This window comes from Actinospineispora spinosispora DSM 44797 (genome assembly GCF_000429025.1).
In the GTDB taxonomy this organism is placed as follows: domain Bacteria; phylum Actinomycetota; class Actinomycetes; order Mycobacteriales; family Pseudonocardiaceae; genus Pseudonocardia; species Pseudonocardia spinosispora.
The window spans coordinates 183,558-202,540 of sequence record NZ_AUBB01000020.1 but is presented as its reverse complement, the minus strand read 5'-3'; the positions used below and the strand labels follow the sequence as shown (position 1 = coordinate 202,540).

Here is an 18,983-nt window from a genome sequence, read left to right as displayed (position 1 = left end):
GGCCGAATCCGTTGACCGCTTCGGAAAGCTTGGGGTTCCACAGGTGAGCGACGACGACAAGCTCCGCTATTTCCTCCGCCGTGTCACGGCCAATCTCTCGGAGACTCGTCAGCGGCTCAGCGAGATCGAGGCCGCCGCCGACGAGCCGATCGCCATCGTGGGCATGGGCTGCCGCTTCCCTGGCGGGGTTCGTAGCCCCGAGGACCTGTGGGAGCTGTTGGCGGGTGGGGTCGACGCCATCTCCGGATTCCCCGCCGACCGGGGCTGGGACCTGGAGGAGCTGCTCGGCACCGGGCCCGGCTCGGCAGGGAGCTCGCCCGTGCGCGCCGGCGGGTTCGTCGACGGAGCCGGTGAGTTCGACCCGGGCTTCTTCGGGATCAGCCCGCGCGAGGCGGTGGCGATGGACCCGCAGCAGCGGATGCTGCTGGAGGTCGCCTGGGAGGCGTTGGAGCGGGCCGGTCTGGATCCGTTGACGCTGCGCGGCACGTCGACAGGCATCTTCGCCGGGGCGTCGTCCTCGGGTTACGGCTGGGGGCTGAGCGGGCAGACCGAGCTGGAGGGCCATCTGGTCACCGGGACGGCGAGCAGTGTGCTGTCCGGGCGGATCGCCTACACCCTCGGATTGGAGGGGCCGGCCGTCACCGTCGACACCGCCTGCTCGTCGGCGTTGGTCTCGCTGCACCTGGCCTGCCGGGCGCTGCGGGCCCAGGAGTGCTCGCTCGCGCTGGTGGGTGGCGTGTTCGTGGCGGCGACCCCGGTGATGTTCACCGACTTCAGCGCCCAGCTGGGGCTGGCCCCGGACGGCCGGTGCAAGGCGTTCGGCGACGGTGCCGACGGCATGGGGGTTGCCGAGGGCGCCGGGATCGTGGTGGTGGAACGGCTGTCCGACGCCCGGCGCAACGGGCACCCGATTCTGGCGGTCGTGCGCGGCAGCGCGATGAACCAGGACGGTGCCTCCAACGGTCTGACCGCACCCAACGGGCCCGCGCAGCAGCGGGTGATCCGGGCCGCGCTGGCCGACGCGCGGCTGTCGGCGGCCGACATCGACGCCGTCGAGGCGCACGGCACCGGAACCTCGCTGGGCGACCCGATCGAGGCGCAGGCGCTGCTGGCGACCTACGGCCAGGAGCGGCGTGCGGGCGAGCCGCTGCTGGTCGGCTCGATCAAGGCCAACATCGGCCACCCGCAGCAGGCGGCCGGCATGGCCGGAGTGATCAAGATGGTGCTGGCGCTGCGGCACGGCATGCTGCCGCGCACCCTGCACGCCGACGAACCCTCGCCGCACATCGACTGGTCCAGCGGCCAGGTCCGGCTGCTGACCGAGGCGGCGCCCTGGGAGCCGGGCGAGGCGCCCCGCCGGGCCGGAGTGTCCGGGTTCGGCATGAGCGGCACCAACGTGCACGTCATCCTGTCCGATCCGCCGCCGGCAGAGCCGGCCGCCGAGGCGACGGACCCCGAGGCCGAGGCGGAACCGGCCGACGCGCCGGAGAGCCCAGCGCCGGCTCTGCTCACGGCCGCCCCGTCGGTGTGGCTGATGTCGAGCCGATCGGAAGCCGGCGTGGTCACGCAGGCCGAGCGCCTGGCGGAGTTCGCCGGTCGCCGACCGGACCGGGACCCGGCCGAGGTCGCCTGGTCGCTGGCGACGACGCGGTCCACCTTCGAGTACCGGGCCGCTGTGCTGGGCACGGACCCCGACGCGCTGACCGAGGGCCTGACCTCGCTCACCGACGCCCGGCGGAGCCCGGCCGTGGTCCGAGGCGTGGCCGCCAAGGTGGGCAGGAAGGTGTTCGTCTTCCCCGGCCAGGGCACCCACTGGGCCGGTATGGGCCGCGAGATGCTCGCCGTGTCCCCGGTGTTCGCCGCCCGCCTCGCGCAGTGCGCACAGGCCCTCGAGCCGCACGTGGACTGGGTCCTGGAGGACGTCCTGCTCGGCCGGGACGGCGCCCCGGGGCTGGACACCGCCGACGTCGCGCAGCCGGCGCTGTGGGCGGTGATGGTGTCGCTGGCCGCGATGTGGGAAGCGGCCGGGGTCCACCCCGACGCCGTGGTCGGGCACAGCCAGGGCGAGATCGCGGCGGCCTGCGTGGCCGGCATGCTGTCGCTGGAGGACGCCGCCCGAGTGGTGGCCGTCCGGGGCCGGGCACTGTCCGGGCTGGCCGCCGAGGCCGGGATGGTCTCGGTGGTGATGCCGGTCGGCGCGGTCGACGAGCTACTGGCGACGAACGAGGACTGGGCCGAACGCCTGACGGTTGCCGCCGTGAACGGCCCCGCGACGACCGTCGTCTCCGGCGACCTGGAGGCACTGGCCGAGTTCGAGCGGGTGCTGTCCGCTCGGCGCGTCCTGCGGTGGCGGCTGCCCCCGATGGACTTCGTGGCTCATTCGCCGCGGGTGGCGGAACTGGCCGACGGGCTGGCTCGGGACCTCGCCGGCATCGCGCCCTCGGTCGGACGGATCCCGTTGTTCTCGACGGTGACCGGCCGGCGCCTGGACGGTCCGGAACTGGACGCCGGGTACTGGTACGCGAACGTCCGGGAGCGCGTCGGCTTCCAGGACGCCGTACTCGCGCTGGCCAGGGCGGGGCACCGCACGTTCGTCGAGGTGTCCCCGCACCCGGTCCTCACCGCGGCCGTCGACGAGACCCTCGACGCCGCCGACCTCCCGGACACCCCGCCGCCGGCCGTCGGAACGCTGGACCGGGAGGACGCCGGAGCCCGCAGGTTCCTGACCGCCCTCGCCGGCCTGCACGTGCGCGGGGTGCCGGTCGACTGGACAGCGGTGCTGCCGGCCCGGCCGGTGGTCGAGCTGCCCACCTACGCGTTCGCCCGCCAGCACTACTGGCTGGCCCCGGCCACCCCCGAACCCGGCCCGGCGCCGGGGGAGGCGCGCAGTGAGACCGAGGCCCGGTTCTGGGCCGCGGTCGAGAACGCCGACCTGCCCGAACTGTCCGGCCTGCTGGCCGTCGCCGAGCAACCGCTGGACGAGGTCCTCCCGGCGCTGACCGCATGGCGCCGCCGCGAGCGGGAGCGATTCGCAACGGAGTCCTGGCGCTACCGGGTCTCCTGGGCTCCACTCGCCGACCCGGCTCCGGCGCGGCTGAGCGGCACCTGGCTGCTCGTCACCGGACCCGGCCAGTTGCTCGGCGACCAGCTCGGCCGGCTCCTGGGTGACCGAGGCGCGCACGTCGTCCCGGTCACCGTCACCGAGCCTGACCGGCACGCGGTCGCCTCGGTGCTGTCCTCGGCGTGGTCGACCCTCTCGCCGACCGCCCCCGTCGCCGGAGTGGTCTCGCTGCTGGCGCTGGACGAGACGCCGCACCCTCGGTTCCCCGATGTCGCCGTGGGGATCGCCGGGACGCTCGCGCTCGTCCAGGGCCTGGGCGACGCCGGGATCGGCGCCCCGCTGTGGGTGCTGAGCAGAGGAGCCGTCGCGGCGGCTCCCTCGGATGTCCTGTCGGCACCGGTACAGGCGCAGGCCTGGGCGATGGGCAGGGTCGCAGGCCTCGAGCACCGGGAGCGGTGGGGCGGCCTGGTCGACCTGCCCGAGCTGCTCGACGATCGGGCGGCCGGCCGGCTGTGCGCGGTACTTGCCGGCACCCTGGGCGAGGACCAGACGGCCGTACGCCCCGGCGGGATCCTGGGTCGCCGGCTCGTGCCGGCCGCGCTGCCCCCTGCCGGCGGTGCGCGGTGGCGACCGGGTGGCAGTGTCCTGGTCACCGGCGGTACCGGCGCCATCGGTGGTCACGTGGCCCGCTGGTTGACCGGCCGAGGCACCGACCGGATGGTGCTCACCAGCCGCTCCGGTGCCGGTGCCGCCGGTGCGGTCGCACTGGCAGCCGAGGTGGCCGAGCGCGGCACGACCGTGCACGTGGTGAGGGCAGATGTCGGCAGCCGCGACGACGTCACCGGGCTGCTCCGGTGGATCGCGGCCACCGGCACACCGGTGTCGAGCGTCATGCACACCGCCGGCGTGGTCGACAACGGCGTGCTGGACCGGCTGGACACCGACCGGCTGGCCGCCGTGCTCGCCGCCAAGGCCACCAGCGCCACGCTGCTGGACGAGCTGACGGCCGACCTGGACCTGGACGCGTTTGTGCTGTTCTCCTCGGCGGCGGCGACCTTCGGCGGCGGCGGGCAGGGCAACTACGCGGCCGCCAACGCCTTCCTCGAAGCGCTCGCCCAGCACCGCCGGGGTCGCGGCCGCACGGCGCTGTCGGTGGCGTGGGGCCCGTGGGCCGGGGGCGGCGTCGCCCAGGCCAGCGAGGCCACCGTTGCGCGGCTGAGCCGTAACAGGTGGGAGGTCCTGATGGACCCCGCACTGGCGGTCCAGGCACTGGCCGAGGCCATCGACGGCGACGACACCGCGCTGACCGTCATGGACGTGGACTGGACGCGGATGGCCGGCGCCCCCGGCCTCGCCGACCTGCACACCGTGCCGTTCGTCCGCGACCTGCCCCAGATCCGCCGGATGGCCCGGGAACCCGACACCGACCCGGCGGGCGAGACGACCGGCGCCGGGGGTGACCTGGCGCGCCGGCTGTCGGGGCGGACCCGCGCCGAGGCGGACCGGCTGCTGACCGACCTGGTCAGGGCCGAGGCCGCCGCCGTACTCAACTATGCCTCCGGCGAAGCGGTCGACGCTGCCCGCGCCTTCAGCGACCTCGGGTTCGACTCGCTGACCGCCGTGGAGCTGCGCAATCAGCTCAGCTCGGCCACCGGCCTCAGGCTGCCGGCCACCCTGCTGTTCGACCACCCGACCCCGCTGGTACTGGCCGGCCACCTGCGCACCGAGCTGCTGGGCGATCGAGCGATCGTGGCGGCCGCGCCCGCCACGGCGGCACCGGACCGTGAGCCGATCGCCATCGTCGGCATGGCCGGTCGCTACCCCGGCGGCGTGACCGGTCCGGAGAGCCTCTGGGAGCTGCTGGACTCCGGCGGCGACGGGATCTCCGGCATCCCGCTCAACCGAGGCTGGGACCTGGACAACCTGTTCGACCCGGACCCCGATCACCCGGGCACCGCGTACGTGCGGGCCGGCGGGTTCCTGCACGAGGCAGGGGAGTTCGACCCCGGCTTCTTCGGGATCAGCCCGCGTGAGGCACTGGCGATGGACCCCCAGCAGCGGCTGCTGCTGGAGACGGCCTGGGAGGCGCTGGAGCGGGCCGGCATCAACCCTCGGTCGCTGCGCGGGTCGGCCACCGGGGTGTTCGCCGGCGGCTACGGGTCCGGGTACGTGACCGGACTGCAGCTGGCCCCGGAGGGCTCGGCCGGGCTCGAAGGGCACATGGTCACCGGGAACGCCGGCAGCATCATCTCCGGCCGGGTCTCCTACACCCTCGGGCTGGAGGGGCCGTCCCTGACCGTGGACACGGCCTGCTCGTCGTCGCTCGTCGCCATCCACATGGCCGGCCAGGCGCTGCACGCGGGCGAGTGCGGCCTGGCGCTGGCCGGCGGCGTCACGATCATGGCGACCCCGGCGGAGCTGGTCGGCTTCTCGAAGCAGCGCGGCCTGGCCGGGAACGGGCGCTGCAAGTCCTTCTCGGCCGACGCCGACGGGATGGGGATGGGCGAGGGCGCGGGCCTGATCGTGCTCGAACGGCTCTCCGACGCCCGGGCGAACGGCCATCCCGTACTGGCCGTGCTGCGGGGCAGCGCGGTGAACTCCGACGGCGCCTCCAACGGGCTCACCGCACCCAACGGACCGTCGCAGCAGCGGGTGATCCGGGCCGCACTGGCCAACGCCGGACTGCGCCCCGACGAGGTGGATGCGGTCGAGGCGCACGGCACCGGCACCGTGCTCGGCGACCCGATCGAGGCCCAGGCACTGGCGGCGGCCTACGGACGGGACCGGGACGCCGATCGCCCGCTGTGGCTGGGGTCGGTGAAGTCCAACATCGGTCACACCCAGGCCGCGGCCGGGGTGGCCGGGGTGATGAAGATGGTGCTGGCGCTGCGGCACGAGCAGCTGCCCCGGACGCTGCACTCGCGCGAGCCCTCCCCGCACGTGGACTGGTCCGGTTCGGGTCTGCGGCTGCTGACCGAGCCCACACCGTGGCCCTCGGGTGGACGTCCCCGCCGGGCCGGCATCTCGGGGTTCGGGATCAGCGGCACGAACGCCCACGTCATCGTCGAGGAGGCTCCCGAGCATTCGGCGGAGCGGGTCGGCGACGAGACCGGGTCAGGGGTGCTGACCACGGCTCCGGCCTGGTTGCTGTCCGGCCGGACCGCCGAGGCGCTGGCCGCCCAGGCCGGGCGGCTGGCCGCGTTCGTTGGCGCCGACCCCGAGCTGTCGCCGGCGGACGTGGGGTGGTCGCTGGTGACCGCGCGGTCGGTGTTCGAACACCGGGCCGTGGTCGTCGGCGCCGACCGTGACGCACTGCTCGCCGGGCTGGCGTCGGTGGCGGCCGGAGACGCTTCGCCCTCCGTGACCAGCGGGATGGCCCCGGCCGGAACGCCGAGGGTCGGGTTCGTGTTCGCCGGTCAGGGCGCCCAGCGCGCCGGGATGGGCCGGGAGCTCTACGCCGCCTCGGCGGTCTTCGCGGACGCGTTCGACCGGGTGTGTGAGCTGCTGGAGCCGGAGGTCGGGCTGCCGATCCGGGACGTCGTGCTGGGCACCGGCGACGGGGAGGGCGACCCTCGCGCGGACCAGACCGGATACGCCCAGGCCGGCTTGTTCGCGGTGGAGGCGGCGCTCGTCGCGGTGCTCGCGGCGGCGGGTGTGGTGCCGGAGGCGGTGGCCGGTCATTCGGTCGGCGAGATCGCGGCCGCGTACACGGCCGGCGTACTGACCCTCGAGGACGCCTGTCGGCTGGTCGGCACGCGGGCACGGCTGATGCAGGCCCTGCCCGAGGGCGGCGCGATGGCGGCGGTGGCCGCTACCGAGGCCGAGATGCTCGCGGTCCTGCGGGACCGGACCGACGTCTGCATCGCGGCCCTCAACGGCACGTCAGCTGTGGTCGTCTCGGGTGAGGAAACCGCCGTCGAGGACGTTGTCGAGCTCTGGCGCGAGCGGGGCCGGCGGGTGCGCCGACTGCGAGTCAGCCACGCGTTCCACTCGGCGCGGATGGACCCGGTGCTGGCTGAGCTCGGTGAGGTGGCGGCCGAGCTGAACCTGGCGGCGCCCAGGCTGACCTGGGTGGGGACGCTGACCGGCGACGTCGTCGAGGTCCCGGACGCGGCCTACTGGGTACGGCAGGCGCGGGAGCCGGTTCGCTACGCCGACGCCGTCACCACCCTGGCCGCCCAGGGCACGTCGGTGATCGTCGAGATCGGTCCGGACGCGACCCTGTCCGGGATGGGGATGTCGGTCCTCGCCGACACCGCCGCCGACGCGGTCGAGGAGACCGGTCGGCCCGGCATCGGCTTCGTCCCGCTGCTGGACGGCCGGACCCCGGGCCACGAGTCCCTGCTGGGCGCGCTGGCCCGGGCGCACGTGCACGGCGTGGACGTCGACTGGTCCTCGGTGCTGCCGGCCGGCACGGTCGTCGAGCTGCCGACCTACGCGTTCCGGCACGAGCACTTCTGGCCCGGCGGACCACAGGTGATGCGCCCGGGCCCGGCCGCCGTCGGCGGTGGCTCGCCCGCTGAGGCCCGGTTCTGGGCCGCGGTCGAGGACGGCGACCTGACCGGACTGGCCGACGCGCTGGGGCTGGACAGCGGGGACCGGCTCGGCGCGGTACTGCCCAGCCTGACCTCGTGGCGCCGGCGCGAACGGGACGGGTTGTCGACCGCGCACTGGCGGTACCGGACTTCGTGGGCGCCGGTCACCGACCTGCCAGCGGTCCAGCTGTCGGGTACCTGGCTGGTGGTTGCCGGTTCGGAGCAGGACGAGCTGGTGCGGGGGTGTGTCCGGGCGCTGGCGGCCCGGGGGGCGCGCGCAGTGGCCGTCGAGCTCGGCCCGGACGTGGTGGACCGCGGCTCGATCGCGGCCCGGATCGGCGCCGTGCTGGCCTCGGCCGAGGACGGGGTCGACCTCGGCGGTGTGGTGTCGCTGCTGGCCCTCGAGCACAGGGCGCTGCCGGGGTTCGATGTGGTGCCGGCCGGCGTCGCCGCCACGGTGGCGCTGGTCCAGGCGCTGGGGGACACCGGCCTGGGCGCACCGCTGTGGGTACTGACCCGAGGGGCGGTGGCCGCCGCGCCCGCCGAGGCGTTGACTGCTCCGACGCAGGCTCAGGTGTGGGGGCTGGGGCAGGTCGCCGCCCTGGAACATCCGGACCGGTGGGGCGGGCTGATCGACCTGCCCGAGATTTGGGACGACCGGGTCGACACCCGATTGGCCTCGGTGCTGGCCGGTTGCGGCGAGGACCAGGTGGCGATCCGGGACGCGGGGGTGCTGGGTCGCCGGTTGGTGCGCGCCGAGCCCTCCAACGCGCCCGGTTGGGTGGCGCGAGGCACGGCTCTGGTCACCGGTGGCACCGGCGCGATCGGCGCGCGGGTGGCCCGCTGGCTGGTCGAGCGAGGTAGCGAGCGGGTCGTGCTGACGAGCCGCTCCGGCGCTGCCTCGCCCGATGTGGCGGGGTTGGCGGCGGAGCTGGCCGAGGGCGGGGCGACCGCCGTGGTGCTCGCCGCCGACATCGCCGAGCGGGCCGAGGTATCCGGCCTGCTGGCGGCGGTCGCGGCGGGCGGACCACCGTTGCGGACGGTCGTGCACACCGCCGGGGTCGTCGACGACGGAGTACTGGACCGGTTGGACGCGGCGCGGTTGGCCACGGTGCTGCGGCCCAAGGCCGCCGGCGCGGCCGTGCTCGACGAGCTGACCTCGGGCCTCGAGCTCGATGCCTTCGTGCTGTTCTCCTCCTCGGCCGGCACGTTCGGCGGCGGCGGCCAGGGCAACTACGCGGCGGCCAACGCGTACCTCGACGCACTCGCCCAGCACCGCCGAGGCCGTGGGCTGCCCGGCACGTCGGTGGCCTGGGGTCCGTGGTCCGGTGCGGGGATGGCGCAGGCCAGCGACGCCGCACGTCAGCGGCTCGACCGGGGCCTGCTGAGCGCGATGGAGCCGGCACTGGCACTGCGCGTACTCGGCCAGGCGCTCGCGGAGTCCGGCTCCCACGCGGTGCTGACCGTGATGGACCTGGACTGGGCCCGCGCGGTGTCCAGGATGGACGGCCTGCGGCATGTCCCCCTCGTGCGCGACCTGCCCGAGCTGCGCGCCCTTCCGGCCGCCGAAGCACCCCGTGACGGCCGGGTCGGTACCGAGCTCGCCGGGCAGCTCGCCGGTCTGAGCCGAACCGCCCAGGTGCAGACGCTGACCGATCTGGTCCGGGCCGAGGCGGCGGCGGTGCTCGGTCACTCGTCCGCCACGGCCATCGACGCCGAGCGGGCGTTCAGTGACGTCGGGTTCGACTCGCTGACCGCGGTGGAGCTACGCAACCGGCTGACCGGGCGCGGCGGACTGAGCCTGCCGTCGACGCTGGTGTTCGACTACCCGACCCCGAGGGCACTGGCCGAGCACCTCAGGAGCGAGCTGCTCGGTGACGCCGACGCTCCGGACGGCGCTCGGGGGCCGGTCGCGGTGGACGGCGACCCGATCGCGATCGTCTCCATGGCCTGCCGTTTCCCCGGCGGCGTGCGCACCCCCGAGCAGTTCTGGGACCTGCTGGCCTCGGGCACGGACGCGATCTCCGGCTTCCCGGTCGACCGCGGGTGGGACCTGGACAACCTGTTCGACCGGGACCCGGGGCGTGCCGGTACCTCGGTCACCCGCGCCGGCGGGTTCCTGCACGACGCGGCCGAGTTCGATCCAGGGTTCTTCGGGATCAACCCGCGCGAGGCGCTGGCCATGGACCCGCAGCAGCGCTTGCTGCTGGAGACGTCGTGGGAGGCGCTGGAACGGGCCGGCATCGACCCGCGCTCCCTGCGCGGCAGTGACACCGGCGTCTTCGCCGGCGCGGGGTTCTCCGGCTACGGCGTCGGGGCCACCGACAGCGGGCTGGAGGGCTACCTGCTGACCGGGATGGCCGCGAGTGTCATCTCGGGCCGGGTGTCCTACGCGCTCGGTCTGGAAGGCCCTTCGGTCACCGTCGACACGGCGTGCTCCTCGTCGCTGGTGGCGCTGCACCAGGCCACGCAGGCCCTGCGGTCGGGGGAGTGCTCGCTGGCACTGGCGGGTGGGATCACCGTGATGGCGGTGCCGACCGGGTTCTCGGAGTTCTCCCGGCAGCAGGGCCTGGCTTCGGACGGCCGGTGCAAGGCGTTCGGTGCCGGCGCGGACGGCACGGGCTGGGCCGAGGGAGCCGGAATCCTGCTGCTGGAGCGGCTCTCCGACGCCCGACGCAACGGGCACCGGGTACTGGCGGTCATCCGGGGCAGCGCGGTGAACTCCGACGGCGCCAGCAACGGCCTGACCGCGCCCAACGGGCCGTCGCAGCAGCGTGTCATCCGGTCCGCGCTGGCGAGCGCGCAGCTCTCGGCGACCGACATCGACGTGGTCGAGGCGCACGGCACCGGCACGACGCTCGGGGACCCGATCGAGGCACAGGCGCTGCTGGCCACCTATGGGCGGGACCGCGAGGACGACCGCCCGCTGTGGCTGGGGTCGGTGAAGTCGAACATCGGCCACACCCAGTCGGCGGCGGGTGTCGCCGGGGTCATGAAGCTGGTACTGGCGTTCCAGAACAGCCTGCTGCCGCCCACCCTGCACGCCGACGAGCCGTCCGAACAGATCGACTGGTCCTCCGGTGCGATGCGGCTGCTGACCGAGGCGTTGCCGTGGCACACCAACGGCAGGCCCCGGCGGGCCGGTGCGTCGTCGTTCGGGATCAGCGGCACGAACGCACACATCATCCTCGAGGAGGCTCCCGGTCAAGGGCCGGACGTGGCGGGGGACGAACCCGGGGACAGCGCTCCACCGGTGCTGACCGGAGCTCTGGCCTGGCCGGTCTCAGGGCGGACCGAGGCGGCACTGCGGGCTCAGGCCGCTCGGTTGGTGACGCATCTGGACGGTGTCGGTGCTCTGGATCCGGCCGATGTGGGCTGGTCGCTGGCGACGACCCGGTCGGTGTTCGAGCACCGTGCCGTCGTGGTCGGTACCGACGGGCACGAGCTGAGGTCGGGGCTGGCGGCGCTGGCCTCCGGCGGGTCCGCGACGGGTGTGGTCAGCGGCGCCGTGGCGGGCGACCGGCCGAAGGTGGGGCTCCTGTTCGCCGGTCAGGGTGCGCAGCGGGCCGGCATGGGCCGTGGCCTCTACGCGGCGTCGCCGGTGTTCGCGCGTGTGTTCGACGAAGCCTGCGGGCTGTTGGAGGCGGAGCTGGGCCTGCCGATCAGGGACGTCGTCCTCGGCGTCGACGAGGACGACCCTCGGGCCGACCAGACGGTGTTCGCGCAGGCCGGGCTCTTCGCGGTCGAGGTGGGTCTCGTTGCGGTGCTGGCGGCGGCCGGGATCGTGCCGGACGCCGTCGCCGGCCATTCGGTCGGGGAGATCGCCGCGGCCCACGCGGCCGGTGTGCTGACCTTGGCCGACGCGTGCCGGCTGGTGGCGGTGCGTGGCCGGTTGATGCAGGCGCTGCCCGAGGGCGGCGCGATGGCGGCGATCGAAGCCGGGGAGGCGGAGGTTCGCGCCACGCTGACCGAGGTGTCAGGGGTAGCCGTGGCCGCGGTGAACGGTCCGTCGTCGGTGGTGATCTCGGGTGATGAGTCCGCTGTCGACGCACTGCTCGAGACGTGGCGGGACCAGGGCAGGCGGGTGCGGCGGCTGCGGGTCAGCCACGCGTTCCACTCGGCCCGGATGGACCCGATGCTCGACGAGCTGGGCGCCGTCGCGGAGAGGCTGGAACATGCCGCACCTGCCGTGACCTGGGTGGGCGCACTCACCGGCGACGTGATCACGGACCCGGACGCCGGCTACTGGGTCCAGCAGGCGCGATGCGCCGTCCGGTTCGCCGACGCCGTCGCCACCGCGGCCAGCACGCTGTCTGGTGAGGGGCCCTCGGTGTTCCTCGAGATCGGCCCCGACGGGACGCTGTCGGCGATGGGCCCGGCCGCTCTCGGTGACACCGACACCGAGCCGGTGTTCGTCCCGCTCCAGCGCGTGGACACACCCGCATCCGGTGCCCTGCTGGCGGCCCTGGGCCGCGCTCACGTCCAGGGCATCGATGTCGACTGGCGGGCGGTGCTCACCCCGGGTCGACCGGTGGACCTGCCGACGTACGCATTCGTACGCGAGCGGTACTGGGTGACCGGTTCGCAGGCGGCTCCGCTGGCGCACGGGACAGGTGACCCGGCGGGGGACCGGTTCTGGGCGGCCGTCGACGACGGTGACGTGGCCGGCCTCGCCGACACCCTGGCGCTGGACGGACAGCGACTTGCGGGGGTGCTGCCGGCGCTGGCGTCCTGGCGGCGTCGGGAACGCGCCCGGTCGCTCACCTCGGACTGGCGGTACCGGATCTCCTGGACACCGGTCGCCGAACGCCGCCCGGCCGCGCCGGCCGGAACCTGGCTCGTCGTCACCGGAACGGCAGACCCCGACCTGGCCGCCGCTTGTGCCAGGGCCCTGACCGAGCACGGCGCCGACGTCGTCCGCGCCGAGGTGTCGTCACCGGACCGGGTCGCCGTTGCGGCACAGCTGCGGGACGTTGTCGGACCGACGGTCGTGACCGGGGTGTTGTCGCTGCTGGCGCTGGACGAGACGCCGCTGGCGGACACCCCGACGGTGTCGACCGGTCTCGCCACGACGGTCGGGCTGGTCCAGGCCCTCGGGGACCTGGGGCTGGCCGCCCCGTTGTGGGTGCTGACATCGGGAGCGGCCGGGCCGGAACCGGCGCCGGCCAGCCCGGTGCAGGCGCAGGTCTGGGGGCTGGGCCGGGTCGCAGGACTGGAACATCCGGACCGCTGGGGCGGCCTGGTCGACGTGCCCGAGGTGCTGGACGGACCGGCCGCGGCCCGGTTGTGTGCCGTGCTGGCAGGCGGCGGGTCGACCGGCGGGGTGGTCGGCGAGGACCAGGTGGCGATCCGGGCCACGGGTGTGCTGGCCCGGCGGATGGTGCGGGCGTCCCGACCGCGGTCCCAGGCCACCTGGGCGCCGCGCGGGACGGTGTTGGTGACCGGCGGGACCGGGGCGATCGGTCGGCGGCTCGCCCGGTTGACGGCGGTGCGCGGCGCGCTCCGGGTGGTGCTGTCGAGCCGCTCCGGCCCCTCGGTGCCCGGGGTCGGTGCGCTGGCGGCGGAGCTCGCCGGCTCCGGTACCTCGGTGGCCGTGCTCGCCTGCGATGTCGGCGTCCGGGCCGAGGTGGCCGGCCTGGTGGACTGGATCGGGGCGGCCGGTCCGGCACTCAGCTCGGTGTTCCATGCGGCCGGCGTGGGCGGCGGAGGGCACATCGCTGAGCTCGCGATGGCCGGCCTGGCCGGCTCGATGGCGGCGAAGGCGGGCGGCGCGGCCCATCTGGACGAGCTGACCGAGGACCTGGACGCGTTCGTCACCTTCTCCTCGGGCGCGACCACCTGGGGCAGCGCACATCTCGGCGGGTACGCGGCCGCTAACGCCTTCCTGGACGCGCTGGTCGAGAACCGGCGCGATCGAGGACTGGCCGGTACCTCGGTCGCCTGGGGGCTGTGGGGCGGCGGCGGGATGGCCGAAGGTGAGGCCTCCGCCGTGATGCAGCGACTGGGCCTGCGGGAGATGGACCCGGACCTGGCGATCGGCGCGCTGGCGCACGTCCTGGACCACGGCGAGGGACCGGTCACGGTCGCCGACATCGACTGGGACGTCTTCGCGGCCGTGTTCACCGTGCAACGACCCAGCCCGCTGATCGGTGACCTCGCCGAGGTCCGGCAGGCACTGAGCGACGCGCCGGTCGACGCCGGTCAGGAGAGGACGACAGTCGGTCACGAACTGACGGCCCGGCTGACCGACCTGAACCCGGCCGACCGGAGCCGAGTGCTCACCGAGCTGGTGCGCGCCGAGGCGGCCGCTGTCCTGGGGCACACTTCCCCCGAGGCGCTGGTGGCCGGACGGGCGTTCAAGGACCTCGGCTTCGACTCGCTCACCGCGGTCGACCTGCGCAACCGGCTGAACGCCGCCACCGGGACGACCCTGCCGGCCACCATGGTCTTCGACTACCCGACCCCGGCGACGCTTGCCGACTTCCTGCGCTCGCGGCTGCTCGGTGACGGAGCCGGCGAGGTCTCGGCCCCGGTGGTCACCGCCGCCGCCGCGGACGACCCGATCGCGATCATCGGCATCGGCTGCCGCTTCCCCGGCGGGGTCGGCGGACCCGACGACTTCTGGCGGCTGCTGGCACTCGGGGCCGACGTCGTGTCGGACCTGCCGACCGACCGGGGCTGGGACCTGTCCGCGCTCCACGACGGAACGTCCGAGCGGCGAACGGCCCCGCGCGGTGGGTTCCTCCACGACGCGGGGCAGTTCGACCCCGGGTTCTTCGGGATCAGCCCGCGCGAGGCACTCACCATGGACCCGCAGCAGCGGTTGCTGCTGGAGACCTCCTGGGAGGCGCTCGAGCGGGCCGGCATCGACCCCGGACTGCTGCGCGGCTCGGCGACCGGAGTGTTCGTCGGCGCCGCCTGGTCCGGCTACGGCCTCGACCGGCAGCAGGTCGACGGCGGCGACAAGGGACACCTGGCGACCGGCACGTCGAGCAGCGTGCTGTCCGGGCGGATGTCGTACGTGCTCGGCCTGGAGGGCCCGGCGGTATCAGTGGACACGGCCTGCTCGTCGTCCCTCGTCGCGCTGCACCTGGCCGGTCAGGCACTGCGGTCCGGTGAGTGCACGCTGGCGCTGGCCGGCGGCGCGTTCGTGGCGGCCACACCGGTGATGTTCACGGGCTTCGACACCCAGCTCGGCCTGGCGCGGGACGGTCGCTGCAAGGCCTTCGGAGCCGGCGCGGACGGCATGGGCGTGGCCGAGGGCGCGGGTGTCCTGGTCGTGGAGCGGCTGTCGGACGCTCGCCGAAACGGTCATCCGGTGCTGGCGGTGGTCCGTGGCAGCGCGGTGAACCAGGACGGCGCCTCCAACGGGTTGACGGCGCCGAACGGACCGTCCCAGCAGCGGGTGATCCGGGCGGCGCTGGCCAATGCGCGCCTGTCGGCCGGCGATGTCGACGCGGTCGAGGCACATGGCACCGGGACGGCGCTCGGGGACCCGATCGAGGCACAGGCGCTGCTCGCGACATATGGGCAGGACCGACCGGTGGACCGGCCGCTGTGGCTGGGCTCGGTCAAGTCGAACATCGGGCACACCCAGGCCGCCGCCGGAATGGCCGCCGTCATCAAGATGGTGCTGGCCCTGCGGGGCCGTGAGCTGCCGAGGACCCTGCACGTGGCCGAGCCGTCGCCGCACATCGACTGGTCGACAGGTGCGGTGCGGCTGCTGGCCGAGGCGGTGCCGTGGCCGGTCGGCGACCGGCCACGGCGGGCCGGGGTCTCGTCGTTCGGTATGAGCGGCACCAACGCACACGTCATCCTCGAAGAGCCACCCGTCGCGGACCAGGGTGGCGACGTCGTCGATCCGCCACGCGAGCCGGCGATGCTGGCCGAGGCGCCGCCACTGTGGTTGGTGTCCGGACGGTCACCCGGCGGTCTGGCCGAGCAGGCCCGTCGGCTGGAAGCCCACCTGAGCACCCATCCGGACCTCGACCCGGTCGACGTGGGCTGGTCGCTGGCGACCACCCGCTCGACGTTCGAGCACCGGGCGGCCGTGCTGGGCGCGGACCGGGACGAGCTGCTCAGCAGGCTGGCGGCGCTGGCGGCGGGGGAGTCCTCACCCGGAGTGGTCAGCGCGACGGCCGGTGCGGTCGACCCGGTCGTGTTCGTGTTCCCCGGCCAGGGCTCGCAGTGGGTCGGCATGGGCCGGGAGCTGGCGGCGGCGTCGCCGGTGTTCGCCGCCCGCCTGGAGGAGTGCGGGCGGGCACTGGCCCCTCACCTGGAGTGGTCCCTGGACGACGTCCTGACCGGCGCCGAGGGGGCACCGAGCCTCGAACGGGTCGACGTGGTGCAGCCCGCGCTCTGGGCGATCATGGTGTCGCTGGCCGCGGTCTGGCAGGCGGCGGGGGTGAGTCCCGCCGCTGTGGTCGGCCATTCGCAGGGTGAGATCGCGGCGGCGGTCGTGGCCGGGCTGCTGTCGCTACCCGACGCCGCGAAGGTGGTGGCACTGCGCAGCCGGTCGCTGACCGCGCTGTCCGGTCACGGCGGCATGCTGTCGATCGCTGAGCCCGCCCACCTCGTCGCGGAGCGGCTCGCGGCCTGGGCGGGCGAGGTGTCGGTGGCGGCGGTCAACGGACCCGACGCCACCGTCGTCTCCGGGTCCGTCGCGGCGCTCGCCGAGGTCGCCGAGGACTGTGCTCGCGCCGGGGTGCGCACTCGTCCGCTACCCGTCGACTACGCCTCGCACAGCCCACAGGTGGAGACCCTGCGGGACGAGATCCTGGCCGCGTTGCGCGGGATCGACCCCCGGCCGGGATCGGTCCCGCTGGTGTCCTCCCTGACCGGTGAGGTGCTCACCGGCCCCGAGGCGGGGCCGGAGTACTGGTACGCGAGCCTGCGCGGCACGGTGCGGTTCTCCCGGGCGGTCGAGGCACTGTTCGAGGACGGCCACACGGTGTTCGTCGAGGTATCGCCCCACCCGGTACTGACCGCGGCGGTGGCTGCCACCGTGGAGGCGGCCGAGCCGGACGGCGCCGAGGGGACGACCGTGGTCACCGGGACGCTGCGGCGCGACGACGGCGGACCGGACCGGTTGCTGATCTCATTGGCCGAGCTCCACGTCCGGGGCGTACCGATCGACTGGTCCGCGGTGCTGAAGCCCGGGCGGCCCGTGGACCTCCCGACGTATGCGTTCCAGCACCGGCGGTACTGGCTCGAAGCCCTGCCGGCCGACGCGCCGGGTAACCGGGTCGGCGATCCGGCGGAGGAGCGGTTCTGGTCGGCGGTCGACGACGATGATGTGGCCGGGCTGGCCGAAACACTCGCCGTCGGGGCCGACCGGCCGCTGCGCGAGGTGCTGCCCGCGCTGGCGTCGTGGCGGCGCCGTCAGCGGAGCGAGGCGGCGGTGGCGGGGTGGCGTTACCGGATCGACTGGGTGCCGGTCGCAGATCCGCCGTCGCCGCGGTTGGCGGGCACCTGGCTGCTGGTGACCGGGCCGGCGGGCGCCGAAGCGGCCGAGGCGTGCGCGCGGGGTCTGGTGCGGTGCGGGGCCGAGGCCGTGGTCGCCGAGATCCCGGCGGTGGACCGCACGACTCTCGCGGCCCGGCTGCGGGAGGCGCTCGGGACGCGGGCGGTGGCCGGAGTGGTGTCCTTCCTGGCCTGGGAGACGACGGCCTCGGTCGAGAGCCCGATGGTTCCGGCTGGCCTGGCCGCGACGGTGTCGCTGGTTCAGGAACTGGGCGATCTGGGGTGCGACGCGCCGCTGTGGGCGTTGACCTCGGGCGAGGCCGGGCCGGAGCGGTCATCGGGGAGCCCGACGCAGGCCCAGGTGTGGGGGTTGGGCCGGGTGGCCGCCCTGGAACATCCCGACCGCTGGGGTGGCCTGGTCGACCTGCCGGAGGTACTGGACGCGCCGGTGGTGGACCGGCTGTGCGGAGTGCTGGCCTCGGGCGGAGAGGACCAGGTGGTGATCCGGCGGGCGGGAGTGCTGGCGCGGCGTCTGGTGCACGCGCCGGCAACCGGGATCGGGCGGGAGTGGGCGCCCGGCGGCACGGTGCTGGTCACGGGCGGCACCGGCGCGATCGGTGCTCGGGTGGCCCGGTGGGCGGCGGGTCGCGGTGCCCGGCGGGTGGTGTTGCTGAGTCGGTCCGGCCCGGCGACGGGTGTCGGAGCGTTGGTCGCGGAGCTCGCGTCGGCGGGGTCGTCGGTGGTGGTGGCGGCCGGTGACGTGGGCGTCCGGGCCGAGGTTGCGGGCTTGCTGGGCCGGCTCGACGGAACCGGGCCGGCGCTGAGCTCGGTGTTCCACGCCGCCGGAGTGGGCGGTGGCGCCCCGCTGGCGGAGGTGCGCGTCGTGGATCTGGCCAGGTCCCTGGCGGCCAAGGCCCTCGGCGCGGCGCATCTGGACGAGCTCACCGAGGACCTCGACGCGTTCGTGGTGTTCTCCTCGGGCGCGGCGGCGTGGGGAAGTGCCCGGCTCGGTGGTTATGCGGCGGCGAACGCGAGCCTGGACGCGCTCGTCGAGGAGCGGCGCCGACGGGGGTTGGCGGGCACCTCGGTGGCGTGGGGGCTGTGGGGCGGAGGAGGGATGGCCGAAGGACAGTCGGCGGAGATGACGCGGCGAGGGCTGCGCCAGCTGGACCCGGACCTGGCGATCGGGGCGCTGGCGCGGATCGTGGATCACGACGAGGGCCTGATCACGGTCGCGGACATCGACTGGGCCCAGTTCGCGCCGGTGTTCACCGTGCGACGGCCCAGCCCGCTGATCAGTGACCTGCCCGAGGTCCGGGAGGCGCGCGAGGACGGGGCGTCCGCATCGGAGCAGGACCGTTCCGACGCGGGCGACGCGCTGGTCGCGCAGCTGTCGGGGCGGTCGCGGGCCGAGCAGGACCGGATCCTGGTGAACCTGGTCCGGACCGAGGCAGCCGTGGTGCTTGGGCACGACTCCGGCGAGGCGGTCGGGGCCGGCCAGGCGTTCAAGGACCTCGGCTTCGACTCACTGACCGCGGTCGAGCTGCGCAACCGGTTGACCACCGCCACCGGTCAGCGGCTGCCGACGACCGTGGTCTTCGACTACCCGACGGCCTCGGCGCTGGCCGCCCAGCTCCGTGCCGTGATCTACCAGGACACGGACCCGGTATCGCCGGTGTTCCCCGAGCTCGACGCGCTGGAGTCCGTCCTCTCCGGCATACCGGCGGGCAGCGACATCCGCGCCGACGTCACGGCCCGTCTGCAGACCGTCCTGTCCAAGTGGATCAGCGCCGACGCCGGCCCCCAGGAGAACGAGGCCGTCGACAAGCTCGACGCCGCGACCGCCGACGAGGTCATCGACTTCATCGACAGAGAACTCGGGGTCTCGTGAACCCGATGTCCACCGCACTGTCCGGGGCCGTTCC

The 18,983-nt window shown here is 74.6% G+C and carries 1 protein-coding gene; it reads left to right on the top strand.

The features are described 5' to 3' along the window. Nucleotides 1–43 precede the first annotated feature (43 nt). A complete protein-coding gene (locus G406_RS58730; protein WP_037075679.1) occupies nt 44–18,949 on the top strand; it encodes a type I polyketide synthase in 18,906 nt (6,301 codons plus the stop codon). The last annotated feature ends 34 nt before the right edge of the window (nt 18,950–18,983 follow it).